Raw genomic sequence first — 18,566 nt, 5'->3', positions numbered from 1 at the left:
GTGGTGTTGCTGGTGCGTTGGGTTGGCCGGTGGGTGCGCAGGCGTGTGGGCTTCCTTCTGGTGGGTGTTCGCAGGCGTTCCAGAACGGCACGATCTATCTGGTCAAGGGTGTGGCGAAGGTCGTCATGGCGGGTCCTGTGGCGTCGTTCTACAAGTCGAATGGTGGTCCTGCGGGTTCGCTGGGGTATCCGGTGAGTGACACGATTCCGGTGTCGGCGAATGGTGGGGGTGTCGCGCAGGCGTTCGATGGTGGTCTGGTGAATGCGGGTCCGGCGGGGGCGTTCCTGATGACGGGGGCGATCCGGGACGCGCATGGCAAGGCTGGTGGTGTTGCTGGTGCGTTGGGTTGGCCGGTGGGTGCGCAGGCGTGTGGGCTTCCTTCTGGTGGGTGTTCGCAGGCGTTCCAGAACGGCACGATCAGCGTCGACGGCGGCGGGCGGGTGACCGTTGTGCGCAGGTGACACGCGCCTGTCCGTCAAGGTCGCATCGACGTGACCGAGACGAGTCGTGAAATGCTCGGGGAATGACCCGACCATCGACTGCCGAGACGGGAGTCTCCGTACTCATCCATTGCAACGCCGGTCTCCAGTACGGTATGGGGCATCTCATGCGAGCGCTGACGCTCAGCGCGGAAGCGCTCGAGCGGGGTTGGGCTGTGGCGTTCGCCGGGGACTTCGACGACGAGGCGCAGCGGATCCTCAGCGAGCGAATCGACCGGGACCGAGTCTTCGCGATCGAACGCGACGACCAACGCGAAGCACTGCCTCGACTGACGGAGTCGCTCGCCCCTCGCGTCGTGCACATCGATTCCTATCTGCCCGAGGCGGACGTGCTGCTCGGCGGGCCGTACCTGCTGAGCAGCGTCCAGGACGGTGCCTTCGGTGCTCGAACCGCAGACCTGACCATCGACCCCACTCTCGATGCGGAGTCCGACGCCGAGGCTTCCCGGCGGGGAGCGACTCATCTGTCGGGAATCGGCTTCGCGATGATCCGACCGCAGGTGCGCGCCGAGCGAGGACGATGGTCGCCGTCGTCGGCCCGTTCGCGCGTGCTCGTCGTGCTCGGCGGGACCGATCCGCATCACTACACCCCGCGGGTGCTGGAGTCGCTGTCCGCGAGCCGTCGACGCCTGGACATCACCGTCGTCGCGCCCGCTTCCGTGAACGACGAGGTGCAGGAGATCGCCGCGCGCTCGTCCTCCCAGGCCACGGTGACGGGGTTCCTCCACGACCTCCCCGCAGCAGCTGTGGCGCATGACCTGGTGATCAGCGCCGCGGGCACATCGGTCTGGGATCTCGCCTGCATGGGGGTGCCGACGGCCATGGTGTGCGTCACGGAGAATCAGGAGCGGGGCTACGACGCCGCCGCTGCTCGAGGTCTCGCCGTCGGCGTGCAGCGCGACCCGAGTGGGAGCTGGGCAGGAGTAGAGGACGAGATCGTCAGCCTGCTCGACGATGAGTCCCGCCTCAGAGAACTGTCATCGATCGGCATGGCCACCGTGGACGGCCTGGGCGCGTGGCGGGTCGCCGCAGCCTGGGAGAGCCTGCTGGAGATACCGATGAGAGGCGCGGTGATGGCGGGTGAGGACCTCGAGGTCCGCCGCGCCACCATGGCGGACGCGACGCTGCTCTTCGAATGGCGGAACGACCCCGACACCCGCCGTATGTCGCGATCGACGGGGATCGTCGCGTGGGAGGACCATCTCGTATGGTTCTCCAGCGTTCTCTCGGATCCCACCCGGGAGCTCTTCGTGGTCGAGTCGGAGGGGCAGCCGGTAGGCACGGTCCGCTGGGATCGCCGATCGGGGATCGACTGGGAGGCTTCCATCTCGCTGGCGCCGTCCTCTCGCGGCAAAGGGATGTCGCACCGTGTGCTCGCTGCGGGGGAGCGCGGGATCAGATCGGCAGAGGCACGCCGGCTGATCGCGGGTATCAACCAGGAGAACCTCCCCTCCCGACGCCTGTTCGCACGAGCCGGGTACTTGCCTCACGCGCCGGCCGATGCCCAGGGTTTCGCCGAGTACGCGAAGCTGCTGCCGCCCGTCGGCGGGGAGTGATCGGCATAGGCTTGTCTCGTGAGCCACGATCAGCAGATCCATCTGACAGACCGCAGCACCATCGGAGCGGGGAACGACGTCTTCGTCATCGGTGAGATGTCCGGAAACCACAACGGCGACATCGATCGAGCCCTGTCCATCGTCGACGCGGTTGCGGCGAGCGGTGCGCAGGCACTGAAGATCCAGACCTACACAGCGGACACGCTCACGATCGATTCGGATCTGCCGGCCTTCCGGGTCGCAGGCGATCACGGACTCTGGGGTGGACGCACGCTGTACAACCTCTATCAGGAGGCCCACACCCCCTGGGACTGGCATGCTCCGATCTTCGACCGAGCCCGGGAACAGGGCCTGATCCCATTCTCGACGCCGTTCGACCCCACCGCGGTCGAATTTCTCGAGAGCCTCGGCGTCGAGTTGTACAAGACCGCGTCGGCGGAGATCGTCGACCTCCCTCTGCTTCGAGAGGTGGCACGGACGGGCAAGCCGATGATCGTCTCGACGGGCATGGCGACGCTGTCTGAGATCGAGGCGGCGGTCACCGCGATTCAGGATGCCGGCTGCACCCAGTTGGTCCTGCTGGCATGCACCGCCGCGTACCCGGCGGAGCCGGCCGAAGCGCGGCTGGGCAACATCTCGATCCTGCGCGAGGCGTTCGATGTTCCGGTGGGGCTCTCGGATCACACACTCGGCATCGGGGTCAGCGTTGCCGCTGCCGCACTCGGCGCTGTCGTCATCGAGAAGCATGTGACTCTCGACCGAGCCGACGGGGGCGTCGATTCGGACTTCTCGCTGACGCCCGACGAGCTCGGACAGCTTCGCGTCGCCACGGAGCAGGCACGTGTCGCCGTGGCATCGGGCGCAGGGTTCGGACCGACGCCGGAGGAGCAGACCGTGCTCGCCCTGCGTCGCTCGCTGTACGTCGTGGAAGACGTCCTCGCCGGTGCTCCCGTCTCCACCGACAACGTCCGGTCGATCCGCCCGGCCGGTGGGTTGCCGTCCGACGCGCTCGACAGCCTCATCGGTCGACGATTCACGACGGACGTCAAGCGCGGTACGCCACTGACCTGGGACGTCATCTGACTTTCAGGTGCCGTCCGGGGGCTCGTGCTGACGAACCCTAAGATGGTAATGAACGCCCCCGCAGCGGGCCAGAAGATTCTCGAGGGTTCAATTGTCAGTTCTCAGCGGTTCCAACATTCTGATCACCGGCGGCACAGGTTCGTTCGGCAAAGCGTTCATCTCATACGCGCTGGAGCACCTCGACCCTCGGCGGCTCGTGATCTTCTCCCGCGATGAGTTGAAGCAGTACGAGGTCAGGCAACAGTTCGGCGACGATCCCCGACTGCGGTGGTTCATCGGCGACATCCGTGATGAGCGCCGACTTGCGCGAGCGCTTCATGGCGTCGATTACGTCGTTCACGCGGCCGCGCTCAAGCAGGTCGACACCGCCGAGTACAACCCATTCGAATTTGTGAAGACCAACGTCCTCGGAAGCCAAAACGTGATCGAGACGGCGATCGACGCCGGTGTGAAGAAGGTCGTCGCGCTCTCGACCGACAAGGCGTCGAGCCCGATCAACCTCTACGGTGCGACGAAGCTCACCGCTGACAAGCTCTTCATCACCGGCAATCATTACGCGGCGGCATATCCGACGCGGTTCGCGGTTGTTCGTTACGGGAACGTCATGGGGTCCCGTGGCTCGGTGATCCCCTTCTTCAAGAAACTCGGCGACCAGGGGAAGCCCCTTCCGATCACGGATCTCCGCTGCACCCGCTTCTTCATCAGCCTTCCGCAGGCCGTGCAGATGGTGGTGGACACCTTCGATCTGATGCAGGGCGGCGAACTCCTGGTGCCCAACATCCCGTCGATGAAGATCACGGATCTGGCTCATGCCGTCGTTCCGGATGCGGATCTCGTCGATGTCGGACTCCGCCCCGGCGAGAAGCTCCACGAGGAGATGATCAGTCCGGAGGAAGGACGTCGAGCGGTGACGATCAGGGATGGCAAGTACTTCATCATCCAGCCCGATCTCGCGACCTGGGGCTATCAGACTCCGCAGGGATCGACACCGGTGGCCGACGGGTTCGCGTTCCGCTCCGACGTGAACGACCTCTGGTACACGCGCGACGAGATCGCAGACATCATCGCAAGCGGGCTCTGAGCATGCTTCCGTACGGACGCCAGTCCATTTCTGAGCAGGACGTCGCCGCGGTGTCGGAGATCCTCCGAGGAGACTGGCTGACCACAGGGCCGACGGTGAGCAGCTTCGAGCAGGCGATCGCCGACCTCTCGGGAGGGCACCGGGCCGTCACAGCAACGTCGGGCACGGCAGCGCTGCACATGGCGTACGCCGCTGCGGGAGTCAGAACCGGCGACGAGGTGATCACCACGCCGATGACGTTCGTGGCCACAGCGAGCGGCGCTTCGATCCTCGGGGCGGATGTCGTCTTCGCCGACGTCGACGAGGAGACGGCGCTGATCGATCCGGAGGCGGTCGCGGCAGCGGTCACCGATCGTACGCGAGTGATCGCGGCCGTCGACTATGCCGGCCATCCTGCCGACTACGACGCGCTTCAGGCGATCGCCGACCGTGTCGGTGCCCTCACACTCGATGACGCCGCGCATTCCATCGGGGGACTCTACCGGGAGCGTCCCGTGGGCGACCTCGCCGACCTCACCACCTTCTCCTTCTTCCCCACGAAGAACATGACGACGGGCGAAGGCGGTGCAGTGGTGGCGAAGGACGCCGCCATCGCCCAGCGTGCTCACGAGTTCCACTTCATCGGGCTGGTCCGTGATCCGGATCGGTTCCGGATCACGGATGAAGGGCCCTGGCATCAAGAGGTCCACGAGTTCGGGCTGAACTACCGGCTGACCGACCTGGCCAGTGCGCTGGGACTCGCGCAGCTCACACGGCTGGCCGCGTTCAAGCGGCGTCGCGCCGAGATCACCGCGAGATACAACGAGGCGCTCGGCTCACTCGACGGCGTGCGCATTCCCGTGCAGCGTGGAGACGTCGACCCGGTGTGGCACCTGTATCCGCTGCGTGTCCTGGAAGGCCGTCGACGTGAGGTCTTCGAGCGCATGCGGGCCGATGGGATCGGCGTGCAGGTCAACTACATGCCGGTGTACTGGCACCCGGTGTACGCCGATGCCGGGTACCGGCGCGGGATGTGCCCGAATGCGGAGGCCTTCTACCAGGAGGAGCTGTCGCTGCCGATCTTCCCAGACCTCACGGACGACCAGGTCGACCAGGTCGTGGAGAGCCTGAGGAAGGCACTGCGTTGACCAGGGTCGGAGTCATCACCCAGGCACGGATGACCAGCACGCGTCTGCCGGGCAAGGTGCTGCTCCGCGCCGGAGGCCGCACGATGCTCGAACACCAGCTCCGCCGGCTGGGCGTCGTCGGAGTGCCGATCATCGTCGCCACGACGGTGAACCGCAGCGACGACGCGATCGTCGAGGCGGCGGAGGAACTCGGCGCGCCCGTGTTTCGGGGCAGCGAGGACGACGTCCTGTCCCGGTTCGACGGGGCGGCTGAGGCGTTCGGGCTCGATGCGGTCGTGAGGGTGACTTCGGACTGCCCGCTGATCGACGGTGAGGTCGTCCGTCGAGGGATCGATGACTTCCTCGAGCGGGACGATGACGCCTATGTCTCCAACACTCTGGAGCGGACGTTTCCGCGCGGATTCGACTTCGAGGTGTTCTCCGCAGCGGCGCTTCACGATGCCGCCGCGCACGCCACGGACCCGGCGGACCGCGAGCACGTCACGCCGTACCTGAACAAGAACCGCTCCGGACGGGTGTCGCTGTTCACCATCACCCAGGAAGTGGACGCCTCCCGCTACCGGGTGACCCTGGACACCGCAGAGGATTTCTCTCTGATCCGGGCCCTGATCGAGGACCACGGTGCATCGGACCTGTCCGCCGCTGAGATCGTCTCGGTCCTCGACAGTCATCCTGAACTCGTCGAGCTCAACGCGTCAGTGGAGCAGAAGAAGGTCGGCTAATCAGGGGGGGTCTCGCTCGAGTGCCGTAGGATACAGAGGCTAGACGCATCCGCCGTCGCCGAGTGAGTGGGATAGTGACTCAGACCCGAGATTTCTTCGCCTCCGTCCCGCGCAACCAATTCGACATCCCTGGCCAGAGCCACGGTCTGATCGACGTGGTGCGCTGGCGCTATCTGCTGCGCCTGCTGGTCCGAACCGGCGTCACGACGCGCTATCGCAACTCCGTGCTGGGCTGGACCTGGTCGTACGTGCGGCCCGCCGCGCAGTTCTTGGTGTTCTGGGTCGTTCTCGGCCTGTTCCTCGGTATGAACAAGGTGCCGAACTACGCGGTGTACCTGTTCTCCGGCATCGTCATGATCAACCTCTTCTCCGAGGGTTTCAAGAACGCGACCACCTCGATCGTGGGGAACGCCCCGCTGGTCCGGAAGGTGTTCCTCCCTCGTCAGCTCTTCGCAGTGTCCGCGATCATCGTCGCGTTCGTGCACTTCCTGCCCCAGGTCGGCCTGCTGCTGGTGGTCTGCCTGCTCATGGGGTGGATCACGCACGTGTCACTGCTCGCGATCGGCGCGATCCTCGCAGGCATGATCATCGTGATGCTGTTCTCCCTCGGACTCGGGCTGTTCTTCGGCGCGATCAACGTCCGTTACCGCGATGCGGAGAACATCGTCGAGCTCATGCTTCTGCTGGCGACGTGGGCGTCGCCCGTGCTCTACGCCTGGACGATGGTGCAGGACGCCCTTGACAAGCTGGGCTGGCCGTCTTGGATCCTCGAGCTGTACATGCTCAACCCGATCACGCAGGGCGTCGAGCTGTTCCACTACGCGTTCTGGCGGCCGGCATCCGCGGGGCTGGAGGGGATGATCCCGCTGCCTCCTGGTCTGGGCTGGAACACCCTCTGGACCTTCCTGATCGCCGTCGGCACGCTGCTGTTCGGGCAGTTGGTCTTCCGCCGCCTCGAAGGAAGGTTCGCGCAGGATCTATGAGCGCTCAGACGACTGTGAAGCCCAGCATCATCATCGACGGCGTCCGCAAGACGTTCCTGCTCAATCACGCGTTCTCGCTGAAGGACACCGTGGTGGCATGGATCCGGCGCCGTAAGACGACCAGTGTCTTCGAGGCGCTCAAGGGCGTGGATCTCGTCATCGGTGAGGGCGAGTCCGTAGCCATCCTCGGCATGAACGGCTCGGGCAAGTCCACGCTGCTCAAGCTGGTCTCCGGCGTGATGGAGCCCGACGACGGACACGTGCTCACCCGCGGCCGTGTGGCCGGCCTGATCGAGGTCGGCGCGGGATTCCACCCCGAACTCTCCGGACGCGAGAACGTCTTCCTGAACGCGGCGATCCTGGGCATGAAGAAGCATGAGATCGAGGCGCGTTACGACGAGATCGTGGCCTTCAGCGAGATCGAGCAGTTCATCGATCAGGAGGTCAAGCACTACTCGTCCGGCATGTTCATGCGTCTCGCCTTCTCTGTCGCGATCCATGTGGAACTGGACGTGCTCCTCGTCGACGAGATCCTCTCCGTCGGCGACGCGCCGTTCCGCGAGAAGTGCCGCCTGAAGTTCGAGGAGCTCATCGCGGCCGGAAAGACTCTCGTCGTCGTGAGCCACGACATGGAGATGGTCCGCGAACTCTGCACTCGTGGAGTGGTGATCTCCAAGGGCGAGGTCGTCTATGACGGAGAGATCGAGGGAGCGATCGAGCTGGTGGACGCGTGATCGGCGAGTGGCTCGCCTTCGGGCTTCTCGTCCTCGTCGCTGCCGTCGTCCTGTTCCTGCCGGGCGCGGTGTTCGGCGGGGTCCTCCGACTTCGCGGTCTGGCTCTCGTGGCGTTCGCGCCGATCGCGACCGTCGCCATGGTCGGCGCACTCGCGATCGTTCTGCACCTCGTGCGCCTGCCCTGGTCTCCGTTCACCTTCGGGCTCGGTGCGCTGATCCTCTGCGCGATCGGCCTCCTCGTGCGCCGATGGCTACCTGCGCTGGAACCCGAGCGATGGAGGCGCAGCCGATGGCTGCCGCTGAGCATCGTGATCGGAGCGGTGCTCATCAGCATCCGGCTGCTGCTCTACATCGAAACGCCCGACGCAGTGTCGCAGACGAATGATGCGGTGTTCCACCTCAACGCTCTCAGGTACGTGCTCGAGACGCAGTCGGCCTCGTCGTTCTCCCTCACGGGTGTGCTCGGATCCTCTTCCTTCTACCCCGCTGCCTGGCACGGGGTCGTCACACTCGTGGTCCAGCTGACCGGGGCGGGCATCCCGAACGCGGTGAACGCCGCCTCCCTGGTGATTGCAGCGCTCGTCTGGCCGGTGGGCATCGCGTGGTTCACTCGTGCGGTCACCGGTTCGCAGGTGACGGCCGCGGTGGCGGCGACGCTGAGCGGCGTGATGGTGCAGTTCCCGATGCTCATGCTGCAGTGGGGGGTCCTGTACCCGAACACCCTGGCGGTCGGTCTGCTGCCGGGTGCGCTCGCCGTCATCGTCGGCTTCGGCGGCACTGCAGCACAGGCGGATGGGCGGAGAGGGCGTCTGATCACGGTCACCCTGCTCTCCGTCGTCTCGATCGTCGCGCTCGGTCTCGCGCAGCCGGTCGCCGCTCTCACCCTGGTCATCCTTGCGGGCTGTTTCGTGTTCGTGAGGTTCGCCTGGCAGAACGCGGCGCGCGCCGAAAACCGGTCCAGGGTCTGGATCGGCGCCGGCGCCGTGATCGGAGTCCTCGTCGTGTGGTACCTGATCGCGAGGGCGTCCGGCGGTGCGCTCTGGGGCCCGTACGGGAACTGGGTCGTGGGCCTGGTCGAGCAGGCGCTGACCGCCCAGGTGGGACTGCCGCCGATGCCGTTCCTGACAATTCTGGTTCTGTTGGGCATGGTCGGCGCGTTTTGGTCACGCCGCGCACGCTGGCTGGTCGCCGCATGGCTGGGGCTCGCCCTGCTCATGGTAATCGAGACATCGGTGGCCAATCCCCTCGTCCGGATGTGGCTGCTGGGCCCGTGGTACGCCGACCCGTACCGGGTCGCAGCCACGCTTCCGGTGGTGATGGTGCCGTTGATGGCCATCGGTCTGGTGTGGTCCGCGCGCTGGGCCGCGGTGAAGATCGGTGTCCTGCGGCGCGGCCGAGGGAACCTGACCGCGATCGTCGCAGGCGCGCTGATCGGCATCGCCGTCCTGGTGATCCACCCTGTCGTTCAGATGCCCATGATCACCGAGGGAACCGTCGACTCGCAGTCCCGCTATCAGATCGGCAGATCCACGTACCTCTCGACCGACGAGCGGGCCCTCATCCAGCAGCTGCCCGAGCTCGTTCCGGCCGGCGCGACGATCATCGGCAATCCCTCGACGGGCATGGGCTTCGCCTACGCGCTGTCGGGCGTCAATGCGATCCCGCGCACGTGGTCGCCGCCGGCAGGCGACGAATGGGATCTGCTCGCCGAGCATCTGCGCGATGCCGGGTCGAGGAAGGATGTCTGCGCGGCGCTGGAAGCGTTCGATTCTCCGACGTACGTCCTGGATTTCGGCCCGGGGGAGACCACGGCCGGGCGCTACAAGATGCCGGGCATGACCGATCTGGACGGCCAGCCCGGATTCGAACTGGTCGCACGCAAGGGCGCGGCGTCCCTCTGGCGGATCACCGCCTGCAGTTGATCAGGCCTTCGGCTCCCGCTCTTCCTCGCTGCGCGCCTCGACAAGTGCGAGCGCGCGGCTGAGGCGGGTCAGCTGCCGCTGCAGAGCGAGATTGCGCCGGTACTGCGTGTAGACGAAGGCCAGGAACATCACGACCAGTGCGTAGAGCAGCAGGTCCGTGCCGCGGCCAACGCCGATCAGGCTCGCCACCCAGGTCAGCCACTGCGGGAACAGGATGGACAGCACCGCGGCGAGGACGAACAGCATCATCAGCAGGCGGCGGATCGCGAGGTGACTGTCAGCGCCGGTCCGGCGCATCAGGAGGGCGCCGAGGAGGATGACGGCGACGATCAGGAGGAGCTGGATCCACATCGGATCACCTCACCACCAGATCGACGAGGATGTTGACGGAGTTCAGCACGCTCTGACCTTTGCTCTTCGAATAGTCGGTGTAGAGGAGCTCCACGGGATGCTCCTTCCAGGGGAGACCGGTCTGACCGAGCTCCAGCACGATCTCTGTGGCGTGCGCCATCCGGTCCTGCTTGAGGTCGATCTGCGCCAGAGCGTCGCGCCGGATGACGCGCAGGCCGTTGTGCGCGTCGGTCAGCTTCATGCCGGTCGTCATGTTCGTCACCCAGATCGCCGTCTTGAGGATGACGCGCTTGATCAGCCCGGGGTTGGTCCGGTCGTCGAGGAATCGGGAGCCGAAGATGATCGCCATGTCCTCGTCGCGAGCGGTCCGCAGCATGTCGAGAGCGTCCTCGATCCGGTGCTGACCGTCGGCGTCGAACGTCACGACGTACTGGCACGAGGGATGTTCGAGGGCGAATTCGAAGCCGGTCTGGAGCGCTGCGCCCTGACCCAAGTTGATCGGATGCTGGACGACGGTCGCCCCTGCCTCACGGGCCTCCGCAGCCGAGGAGTCCGAAGAGCCGTCGTCGATGCACACGATGTGGGTGAAGTGCTCCCTCAGGTCGCGCACGACGCCTCCGATGACCGTCGCCTCGTTGTAGAGGGGGATCACGACCCATGCGGTGTCGTCGGTCGTCGCGTGCAAGGGCGAGCCGGGGTCGTCCGGGGGCGTCGGGGAGGAGGTCACCTCGACATTCTCTCAGGACGCAGGGCGTTCGGCGACTCGGCGACACCGGTGTCTGAAATGTCCTCGGACAGGGACGGGTAAGCTGGGAACGCGATCCGGCGGCATCCGCGTCGGCGCAGGAAGCTGAACGTGGCAACATCTGCATCTCCGCGCATCGTCGACACCGCCGACGTCTCGCCCGACGCATCCATCGGCGACGGTTCCTCGATCTGGCACCTCGCTCAGGTCCGAGAAGGCGTCCGCATGGGCGAGAACTGCATCGTCGGTCGTGGCGCCTACATCGGCACCGGTGTCGAGATGGGCGACAACTGCAAGGTCCAGAACTACGCGCTCGTCTACGAGCCGGCGAAGCTCTCCGATGGCGTCTTCATCGGTCCCGCCGTCGTGCTCACCAATGACACGTACCCCCGGGCGATCAACGCCGACGGCAGTCTCAAGAGCGCGCACGACTGGGAGCCGGTCGGCGTGACGATCGAGACCGGCGCGGCCATCGGCGCACGCGCCACCTGCGTCGCCCCCGTGACCATCGGCGCCTGGGCGACCGTAGCCGCCGGAGCCGTCGTCGTGAAGGACGTCCCCGCCTACGCCCTCGTCGCAGGCGTCCCCGCCAAGCGCATCGGCTGGGTCGGCGAATCCGGCGTGCCGCTGACCCCCGGTGAAGAAGCAGGGACCTGGATCTGCCCGACCACGGGCGACCGCTTTTCCGAAACCAATGGAGTTCTGACCAAGGAGGCCGCGTGAGCGAGTTCATTCCCCCGGCGAAGCCGATCATCGGCGACGAGGAGCGCGCGGCTGTCGACCGCGTCATGCGCAGCGGCATGGTCGCGCAGGGCCCGGAGGTCGCGGCCTTCGAGCAGGAGTTCGCCGAGCACTTCGTCCCCGGCCGTCCGGCTGTCGCGGTGAACTCGGGCACCGCGGGTCTGCACCTCGGCCTGCTCGCCGCGGGCGTGGGCCCGGGCGACGAGGTCATCGTGCCGTCGTTCACGTTCGCAGCGACCGGCAACTCGGTCGCGCTGACCGGCGCCACGCCGGTGTTCGTCGACATCGAGCCGGAGACTTTCACGCTCGCCCCGGAGGCAGTGGCCGCGGCGATCACCTCGAACACGAAGGGCATCCTGCCGGTGCACCTCTACGGGCACCCGGCGCGGATGCGCGAGCTGGAGAAGCTCGCCACCGAGCACGGCATCGCGCTGTACGAGGATGCCGCGCAGGCGCATGGTGCCTCGCTGGACGGCCGTCCGGTCGGCTCATTCGGCGAGTTCGCGATGTTCAGCCTGTACCCGACGAAGAACATGACCAGCGGCGAAGGCGGGATGGTGACGACCGCCACTGCCGAGATCGCGCGTCAGGTCAAGCTGCTCCGCAACCAGGGCATGGAGCGTCAGTACGAGAACGAGATCGTCGGCTTCAACGCCCGCATGACCGACATCCACGCCGCCATCGGCCGCGTGCAGCTGACGAAGGTGGATGCCTGGACGAAGACCCGCCAGCAGAACGCAGCGTTCCTCGACGCGAACCTGAAGGGCGTCGTTGTTCCGCCGGTCGCCGAGGGCGCCGTGCACGTCTACCACCAGTACACGATCCGTGTTCCTGAGGACCGTGACGGATTCGTCGCCGCGCTGAAGAGCGAGCACAACGTCGGAGCGGGTGTGTACTATCCGATCCCGAACCACCGGCTGCCTTCGCTCGCGCCGTATGCGCCGGGCCTGGACCTGCCGGAGACGGAGCGCGCGGCGCGCGAGGTCGTCTCGCTGCCGGTGCACCCCTCGCTCTCCCAGAGCGACCTGGAGCGCATCGTCGCCGCGGTGAACACCGTCGTCGGGGCGGGTGCCTGATGGGTGTCACGCTGCGCGCAGGCGTTCTCGGATTGGGTGTGATGGGGCGCAATCACGCGCGCGTGCTCGCCTCGCTGGACGGTGTCGAGTTCGTCGGTGTCTTCGATCCGGCCGACAACGTGCCCGCCACGGTTCACGACAAGCCCGTCTACCGCGACCTGGACCAGTTCCTCGAGGCCGGTGTCGACTACGTCGTGGTGGCGGCGCCGACCATCTACCACCTGGAGATGGGCTCCCGTCTGGCGGCAGCCGGCATCCACGCACTGATCGAGAAGCCTGTGGCTTCGACCACGGAGGACGCTCGCGCTCTCCGTGACCTGTTCGACAAACACGGCCTCATCGGCGGGGTCGGGCACATCGAGCGCTTCAACCCGGCTCTGCGGGCCGCAAGGCAGCGGATCGAGGACGGCCTCATCGGTGAGATCTACCAGGTCGTCACGCGACGTCAGGGACCGTTCCCGGGACGCATCGCGGATGTCGGCGTGATCAAGGACCTCGCGACCCACGACATCGACCTGACTGCCTGGGTGACTCAGCAGGAGTACGTGTCGGTGAACGCCCGTACGACGCATCGCAGTGGGCGCCCGCACGAGGACATGGTGATCGCCGTCGGAACCCTGTCGGGCGGAGCCATCGTCTCGCACACGGTCAACTGGCTGACGCCGTTCAAGGAGCGCACGACGATCATCACGGGGGAGAAGGGCGCACTCGTCGCCGACACCCTCACGGCCGACCTCACTCACTACGTCAACGGCACGGTCCAGAGCACGTGGGACCAGGTGTCGACCTTCCGCGGTGTCGCCGAGGGAGATGTCACCCGCTTCGCCCTGCAGCGCTCCGAGCCGCTGCGCGTCGAGCACGAGGCGTTCCGCGACGCCGTCCTCGCGGGTGAGCCGGTGGGAATCGTCACCCTCGACGAGGGAGCGCGCGTCGTCGAGATCGCCGAGCGCATGGCGGCCGACGGCATCGCGCACAAGCTCCCGAACTGACTTCGCGAACAGGGTTCTCCGGCTATGGGCGGGCATCCGCCCATAGCCGGAACGCTTCAGCGGCATTACGTGCCCACAGCGACTCCGGTGCGATGGTCAGTGCCCCCTCGGGAGGAGTGTCCACACGGGACGCGATGATGGCGGGCGCTTCCCCGTCTTCGAGCGGACGGCCGAAGACCTCGCCCACGTAGTAGTCGGTGAACGGCGAGCGCCGGACGAAGACATGCACACCGAAGCGCGCGGCCTCGAAGAGGACTGTGCTCGCTGTGCCGGCGACTGCGCGCACTTCAGCGAGGGTTTCGTAGACGTCGCCGCGCATGTCGATCCTCACGCGCTCCGCGTTCACGAGAGCGGGATAGCGTGCGGCGAGCGTCGTCCGCTCGGACGGATGGGGACGGAACAGCACGGTCCAGCCCGGCAGCGCATCGCGCAGGGCGAGCACGAACGCAGCGGACTCGTCGGGGGCGGCCACGCTGCTCGCGACGAGGAACTGGCGGGGCCGATCCTCGAAAGGTGCAGCAGAGGCCGCGGCCTGCTCCAGGTGCGGCTTTCCGATCGTGGTGAAGATCGCGGGGTGACGCAGCCCTTCGGACCAGAAGGTGCCGAACGTCAGAAGCTCGTCCGGGAGCTGCGCTGACATCCGGGGGGCGCTCATGGCCGCACCGAAGTTGTAGGCGGCATGCGACGGCCCGATCCAGCCGTGCTGCGGTTCGACGACGCGGATGCCACGATCCTTCATCACTGAGATCAGGCTTCCTCGTTCCCCGTACGAGGCGTCCTCCATGATGACGGTGCTCGGGCGGGTCCGGTCGAGCATCCGCTCGATCTCGGTGTGGATCAGCGGCCGGAGCGTCTCCGCACGACGGGTCACGGCTCGGATGCCGTCGAGACGCGCCGGCGAGACGGCTCCGTCGAACAACGCGGCGTAGGCGGAGACGAGTTCGTCGATCCGCGCGAGGCGCGCGGGGGACAGCTTCCGCCGGTGCGCCAGCCAGTCGACGCGAGCCATCATCGGATCCAGGGAGCGTGCCCCTCGGAATGCTGGCTTCGCGGCGAACGGACGCCACTGGACGAGATGCGCTCGTCCGTCGACTCCGTCCAGGAGCGGGTCCGCGAGCCAGTTGCGCTGCCGCCCGTCGGCCAGGTGGACGGTCGATCCGCCCATCAGGAAGAGGAAGGGTCGCGCGCCCCTGAGCGAGGCGACGTCGAGCCCCGACGGAAGCATCGCACGGGCCAGCCTACGGCGGACGGCCCAGGGGTCGGCCGTGGCGGTGACGCCGACATCGCCGAGTTCCGAGGCTGTCAGAGCATTCGCGAACGCCATGCGGACCCGCGGCCACAGGGGGAGGTCGTCGTCCTCCGGTGCGGCGAAGAGCACCTCCGCGGCACCGTCCTCGACGGAGAGCAGCTGTTCGACCGATTCGCTTCTGGGTAGCATCGCTCTCCTTCACCATCGAGCGTGTCCGAGTATACGGAGATAGGGGAGCATCCGCGTCCGGATAGGATTGTCGGGCCCATCTCATCAAGGAAGTGCACGGTATGAAGGTTCTCAGCGTCGTGGGCGCACGCCCCCAGTTCGTCAAGCTCGCCCCGATCGCCCACGCCATGGCAGGACGGGCCGAGCATGTGGTCGTGCACACCGGCCAGCACTACGACGAGCTGATGAGCGACGTCTTCTTCCGGGATCTCGGGATCCCTGCACCGGACGAGAACCTCGCCGTGGGATCGGGCAAGCACGGCGCCCAGACCGGGGCGATGCTCGCGGGCCTCGAGGAGGCCTTCGAGAAGCACCGGCCCGATTGGGTGCTGGTGTACGGGGACACGAACTCGACGGTCGCCGCGGCGCTCGCCGCGGTCAAGATGCACCTTCCCGTGGCTCACCTCGAAGCCGGGCTGCGGTCGTTCAACCGCCGGATGCCGGAGGAGCACAATCGAGTCCTGACCGACCACGCGGCGGATCTGCTGCTCGCGCCCACCCAGGTCGCGGCCGACCACCTGCGCACCGAGGGCCTCGAGCCGCGCACTGTCGTGGTCGGCGACGTGATGACGGATGTGCTGATGAGGACGCGTTCCGAGGTGGGCGAGCTGCCGCTCCCTGACGGCGTCGACGACGGCGAGTACTACGTCGCCACCATCCACAGGCCGGACAACACCGACAACGGCGAGCACCTGCGCGGAATCGTCGGCGGTCTCGCTGCGCTCGACCGCCCGGTGCTGCTGCTCGCACATCCACGCCTCGTGAAGCAAGCCGCCGAGCAGGGCATCGATCTGAGCACGGGGGCTATCGATGTCCGCGCTCCGCTGCCCTATCCGCAGCTGGTGCGGGCCGTCGACCGTGCCGCCGGCGTCATCACGGACTCCGGCGGGCTGCAGAAGGAGGCGTTCCTGCTGCGCACGCCGGCGACGACGGTGCGTCCCGAGACGGAGTGGGTCGAGACTGTGGAACTGGGATGGAACGTCCTCGTGCCTCCGGCTCCCGACGCGGTGCGGTCGGCGGTGTCCCGGGTGCGGCCTGCGGACACGGAGGCAGCGCCCTATGGGGACGGCGACGCCGCGCGGCGGGTCGTGGACGCGCTGATCGAACGCGCCGGCTGAGGTCTCAGGCCATCACGCGGGCGACGAGCTCGGTGAACGTCGCCATCTGCTTCTCGCTGGAGAGGTCGCGTGCTCCGCGCGCCGCCGCGGACTTGAACTCCGCCACCTGTTCGGGCTGAAGCGCGTCGATCGCGTCACGCAACGAGGCCGGCGTGAAGCCGGCGGTCACGACGCCGAGTCCGCTCGCCGACACGATGGAAGCCATTTCCGGGGAGGGCCCGACGATCACGCCGAGCCGTGCCTGGACGTAGTCGAAGAGCTTGTTGGGCAGTGCGTGCCGGTGGTTGAAGCTGATGGGCGGCAGCACATGGACCCCGAGGTCATGCTGTGAGAGCGTCTCGATGAGCGTCTCGTACGGCACCGCGGGATGCAGCGAGATCCGTGGGTCGCCTGCGGCGCGAACGCGCAGGCTCGATCCGTAGGCGCCGTCGGAATCGACGAGGTACAGATCGAGGGTGATGTCTGCCGGGCTCTGCAGCACGGCATCGATCAGGATCTCAAGGTGGCGATGCGGTGCCGCCACGCCGCTGTGCACCAGACGGAGCGGGCTGTGCACCGGTGTGGGCGTGAGTTCCTGATACGGCGTCGCGTTGATGATCAGCGTCGGATCGAGGCCGAATTCCTTCCGGTACTCGTCGACGATGCCCTGGCTGACCGTGGTCGTCGCGGACGCCCGCCGGACCGGACCTCGGATGATCCATCGGAAGTACGGCGCGATGAGCATTCGCCACGCGCGTGAATGCTCGTTCTGGCGAGGTGCGTATTCGTGGAGGTCGACCATCAGCCTCCGCGAGGTGAGCTGTTCCGCGACCGCCGAAGTCTGCACGTCGTGAGCAATGATCAGATCCCAACGGCGATCGCCGAGCCGGCGCCGGATCAGCTCGTCCTGGGCACTCAGCCGCGTGATCAGCGGGTACAGGTGCAGCGCGAGAGCGGTGAGGTAGAGGAGCCGTCCCAGCAGACCCCAGCGCTGGTCCACATCGGGCAGTCGGACGTGCTCGATTCCCGGAAAAGGGGTCTCGCCACGCGAGGCCGTGACGAGATCGTGGGAATCGCGGAGCGCGACGACCTGCTTCCTGGCGCGCGGTGAGCGCGCGAGAGGGGTCGGGCTCAGGACGAGGGTCTTCGGCCGGGCCACGGCCGCTCCTCGATCGATCGCATCGCTCGCCGGGAGTGTCATGCGCGACGGCCCGCGAAGAGATCGTCGACCATCCGCTTCCACACCAGCACCTGGGTCTCACTGGACAGTTCGCGCGCATGACGGTCGGCGGCCGCCTTCCATTCGTCGACGCGCGAAGGATCGAGGGAATCGAGCACAGCGGCAAGAGACGGGCCTGTGAAGTCACCGGTGACCGCACCCAGGCCGTACTCGTTCGTCAGTCGTGCCATCTCGGGCGACGGTCCAGTGATGATCGCCAACCGTGCCTGGATGTAATCGAAGAACTTGTTCGGCAGGCACCAGAGCAGGTTGAACGTGGACGGTGCGATCATGGCGAGTCCGATGTCGTACTGACTGAGCCTGGTTACGAGTTCCGCGTAGGGGACGGGGTCGCGGAAGACGATTCGGTCGTCGCCCGCCGCCCTGTCGCGCAGCGACTGGAAGTAGGCGTCCTCGCTGCCGACCAGATAGAGATCGAGCGTGACCGGTACGCGGGTCAGCTTCACGGCCTCGATCATGATCTCGAGCTTCCGCGTCGCGGCCACGGCACCGCTGTGCACGAGTCGGATGGGTGACGGCGTCGGCGTCGGTTCGATGTCGCGGAACGGCGTGGCGTTCACGACCAGATCGCTGTCGAGCCCGAATTCGCGGCGGTACTCGTCGACGATGCCCTGCCCGACGGTGCTGATCGCGGCGGCCTTGGAGACGTGCTTCTTCAGGATCCAGCGGAAGTAGCCGCCCTCGACCAGACGCCAGCGCAGCGAGTTCTCGCCCTGCCTCGTCGCATATTCGTGCAGGTCCACGAGGATGCCGTGCGTCGAGCGCAGCCGGCGCGCGACCGGAACGGTGGAGACATCGTGAGCGATGATCAGATCCCACTCGTGCGGAGACAGCCGCTCGTAGGCGGACGCGTTGCGCGGGAGCAGTCGGGAGAGAAGCCGGTACTGCCGGAGGAGGATCAGCAGCGAGTACACGCCGCGAATCGACAGCACTCCGCGGGACGTCGGGAGTGCTTCCAGTTCGATGTGGGGGACACCGGGGACCGGTGCCGGGCCGAAGCCGGCAGTGGTCACGTCGTAGTCGTCCTTCAGCACCGCGATCTGTTTGAGAGCCCGCGGCTCCCGATCGATGGGGGTGAAGGTGAACACGAGCACGCGACGGCGTGAGGAGGAGGTCACGAGGGGCCTTTCGAATGTGGTGTC

The 18,566-nt window shown here is 66.8% G+C and carries 18 protein-coding genes; 13 read left to right on the top strand and 5 right to left on the bottom strand.

Translation table 11 applies throughout. From position 1 onward, the window contains the following. The 9 genes from ACFVDO_RS05545 to ACFVDO_RS05505 form a co-directional block, all read left to right on the top strand. Positions 1-461: LGFP repeat-containing protein (locus ACFVDO_RS05545; RefSeq protein ID WP_378886836.1), on the top strand; the 461-nt coding region annotated here is incomplete at its 5' end. A gap of 146 nt (positions 462-607) precedes the next feature. Further along, positions 608-2,056 carry a GNAT family N-acetyltransferase gene (locus tag ACFVDO_RS05540; RefSeq protein WP_378886835.1) on the top strand — a complete coding sequence of 483 codons (1,449 nt, stop codon included), beginning with the start codon at positions 608-610 and terminating at the stop codon, positions 2,054-2,056. Positions 2,057-2,074: 18 nt separating this feature from the next. Further along, complete coding sequence (gene pseI, locus ACFVDO_RS05535; RefSeq protein WP_378856909.1) at positions 2,075-3,139, top strand: pseudaminic acid synthase; 1,065 nt, start codon at positions 2,075-2,077, stop codon at positions 3,137-3,139. Between the two features lie 91 nt (positions 3,140-3,230). Next, positions 3,231-4,220, top strand: a complete 990-nt coding sequence (gene pseB / locus ACFVDO_RS05530; protein ID WP_378856907.1) for a UDP-N-acetylglucosamine 4,6-dehydratase (inverting) — start codon at positions 3,231-3,233, stop codon at positions 4,218-4,220. A 2-nt stretch (positions 4,221-4,222) separates the two neighbouring features. Then, entirely contained in the window at positions 4,223-5,347 is a 1,125-nt protein-coding gene (locus ACFVDO_RS05525; RefSeq protein ID WP_378856905.1) for a DegT/DnrJ/EryC1/StrS family aminotransferase, read from the top strand. Continuing rightward, on the top strand, positions 5,233-6,069 hold the full coding sequence (locus ACFVDO_RS05520; protein WP_378856903.1) for a cytidylyltransferase domain-containing protein: 837 nt from the start codon (positions 5,233-5,235) through the stop codon (positions 6,067-6,069). Before ACFVDO_RS05525 ends, ACFVDO_RS05520 begins: the two co-directional genes overlap by 115 nt. 74 nt (positions 6,070-6,143) lie before the next feature. Next, positions 6,144-7,052, top strand: coding sequence for an ABC transporter permease (locus ACFVDO_RS05515; protein WP_378856901.1), 909 nt, complete (start codon positions 6,144-6,146; stop codon positions 7,050-7,052). Beyond that, complete coding sequence (locus ACFVDO_RS05510; RefSeq protein WP_378856899.1) at positions 7,049-7,786, top strand: ABC transporter ATP-binding protein; 738 nt, start codon at positions 7,049-7,051, stop codon at positions 7,784-7,786. The genes ACFVDO_RS05515 and ACFVDO_RS05510 overlap by 4 nt, the downstream gene beginning before the upstream one ends. After that, positions 7,783-9,708, top strand: a complete 1,926-nt coding sequence (locus ACFVDO_RS05505; RefSeq protein WP_378856897.1) for a DUF6541 family protein — start codon at positions 7,783-7,785, stop codon at positions 9,706-9,708. The genes ACFVDO_RS05510 and ACFVDO_RS05505 overlap by 4 nt, the downstream gene beginning before the upstream one ends. Here ACFVDO_RS05505 and ACFVDO_RS05500 read toward each other — a convergent pair whose 3' ends face one another. Beyond that, positions 9,709-10,059 (bottom strand): DUF2304 domain-containing protein, encoded by a 351-nt coding sequence (locus tag ACFVDO_RS05500; protein ID WP_378856895.1) that lies wholly within the window; start codon positions 10,057-10,059, stop codon positions 9,709-9,711. It abuts the gene before it with no gap. 4 nt (positions 10,060-10,063) lie between these two features. After that, positions 10,064-10,786: a glycosyltransferase family 2 protein gene (locus ACFVDO_RS05495; protein WP_378856893.1), complete on the bottom strand. Its 723-nt coding sequence runs from the start codon at positions 10,784-10,786 to the stop codon at positions 10,064-10,066. 129 nt (positions 10,787-10,915) lie between these two features. Between ACFVDO_RS05495 and ACFVDO_RS05490 the strand changes: the two genes are divergently transcribed. Genes ACFVDO_RS05490 through ACFVDO_RS05480 form a run of 3 tightly spaced genes read left to right on the top strand, consistent with a single transcriptional unit; the run spans position 10,916 to position 13,610 of the window. Beyond that, positions 10,916-11,527, top strand: coding sequence for a DapH/DapD/GlmU-related protein (locus ACFVDO_RS05490; RefSeq protein WP_378856891.1), 612 nt, complete (start codon positions 10,916-10,918; stop codon positions 11,525-11,527). Next, positions 11,524-12,621, top strand: coding sequence for a DegT/DnrJ/EryC1/StrS family aminotransferase (locus ACFVDO_RS05485; protein ID WP_378856889.1), 1,098 nt, complete (start codon positions 11,524-11,526; stop codon positions 12,619-12,621). The genes ACFVDO_RS05490 and ACFVDO_RS05485 overlap by 4 nt, the downstream gene beginning before the upstream one ends. Beyond that, positions 12,621-13,610 carry a Gfo/Idh/MocA family oxidoreductase gene (locus ACFVDO_RS05480; RefSeq protein ID WP_378856887.1) on the top strand — a complete coding sequence of 330 codons (990 nt, stop codon included), beginning with the start codon at positions 12,621-12,623 and terminating at the stop codon, positions 13,608-13,610. The genes ACFVDO_RS05485 and ACFVDO_RS05480 overlap by 1 nt, the downstream gene beginning before the upstream one ends. Positions 13,611-13,632: 22 nt before the next feature. Here ACFVDO_RS05480 and ACFVDO_RS05475 read toward each other — a convergent pair whose 3' ends face one another. Next, entirely contained in the window at positions 13,633-15,048 is a 1,416-nt protein-coding gene (locus ACFVDO_RS05475; RefSeq protein ID WP_378856885.1) for a hypothetical protein, read from the bottom strand. 101 nt (positions 15,049-15,149) lie between these two features. On the opposite strand from ACFVDO_RS05475, the gene wecB reads away from it, so the two are divergent. Beyond that, on the top strand, positions 15,150-16,205 hold the full coding sequence (gene wecB / locus ACFVDO_RS05470) for a non-hydrolyzing UDP-N-acetylglucosamine 2-epimerase (RefSeq protein WP_378856883.1): 1,056 nt from the start codon (positions 15,150-15,152) through the stop codon (positions 16,203-16,205). A gap of 4 nt (positions 16,206-16,209) precedes the next feature. Here wecB and ACFVDO_RS05465 read toward each other — a convergent pair whose 3' ends face one another. Both ACFVDO_RS05465 and ACFVDO_RS05460 read right to left on the bottom strand, forming a co-directional pair. Next, positions 16,210-17,343, bottom strand: a complete 1,134-nt coding sequence (locus ACFVDO_RS05465) for a glycosyltransferase (RefSeq protein ID WP_378856881.1) — start codon at positions 17,341-17,343, stop codon at positions 16,210-16,212. Positions 17,344-17,381: 38 nt separating this feature from the next. After that, a complete protein-coding gene (locus tag ACFVDO_RS05460; RefSeq protein ID WP_378856879.1) occupies positions 17,382-18,542 on the bottom strand; it encodes a glycosyltransferase family 1 protein in 1,161 nt (386 codons plus the stop codon). Between the last annotated feature and the right edge of the window lie 24 nt (positions 18,543-18,566).

The organism is Microbacterium sp. NPDC057741 (assembly GCF_042798735.1).
GTDB lineage: Bacteria > Actinomycetota > Actinomycetes > Actinomycetales > Microbacteriaceae > Microbacterium.
This window is presented reverse-complemented; position numbering and strand designations above follow the sequence as displayed.

What these genes read in the sequence shown, in the direction of transcription:
- ACFVDO_RS05540 (WP_378886835.1), top strand. Translation starts at nt 608, where the DNA reads ATGCGAGCGCTGACGCTCAGCGCGGAAGCGCTCGAGCGGGGTTGGGCT.
- ACFVDO_RS05510 (WP_378856899.1), top strand. Translation starts at nt 7,049, where the DNA reads ATGAGCGCTCAGACGACTGTGAAGCCCAGCATCATCATCGACGGCGTC.
- wecB (WP_378856883.1), top strand. Translation starts at nt 15,150, where the DNA reads ATGAAGGTTCTCAGCGTCGTGGGCGCACGCCCCCAGTTCGTCAAGCTC.
- ACFVDO_RS05475 (WP_378856885.1), bottom strand. Translation starts at nt 15,048, where the DNA reads ATGCTACCCAGAAGCGAATCGGTCGAACAGCTGCTCTCCGTCGAGGAC.
- ACFVDO_RS05480 (WP_378856887.1), top strand. Translation starts at nt 12,621, where the DNA reads ATGGGTGTCACGCTGCGCGCAGGCGTTCTCGGATTGGGTGTGATGGGG.
- ACFVDO_RS05525 (WP_378856905.1), top strand. Translation starts at nt 4,223, where the DNA reads ATGCTTCCGTACGGACGCCAGTCCATTTCTGAGCAGGACGTCGCCGCG.
- ACFVDO_RS05500 (WP_378856895.1), bottom strand. Translation starts at nt 10,059, where the DNA reads ATGTGGATCCAGCTCCTCCTGATCGTCGCCGTCATCCTCCTCGGCGCC.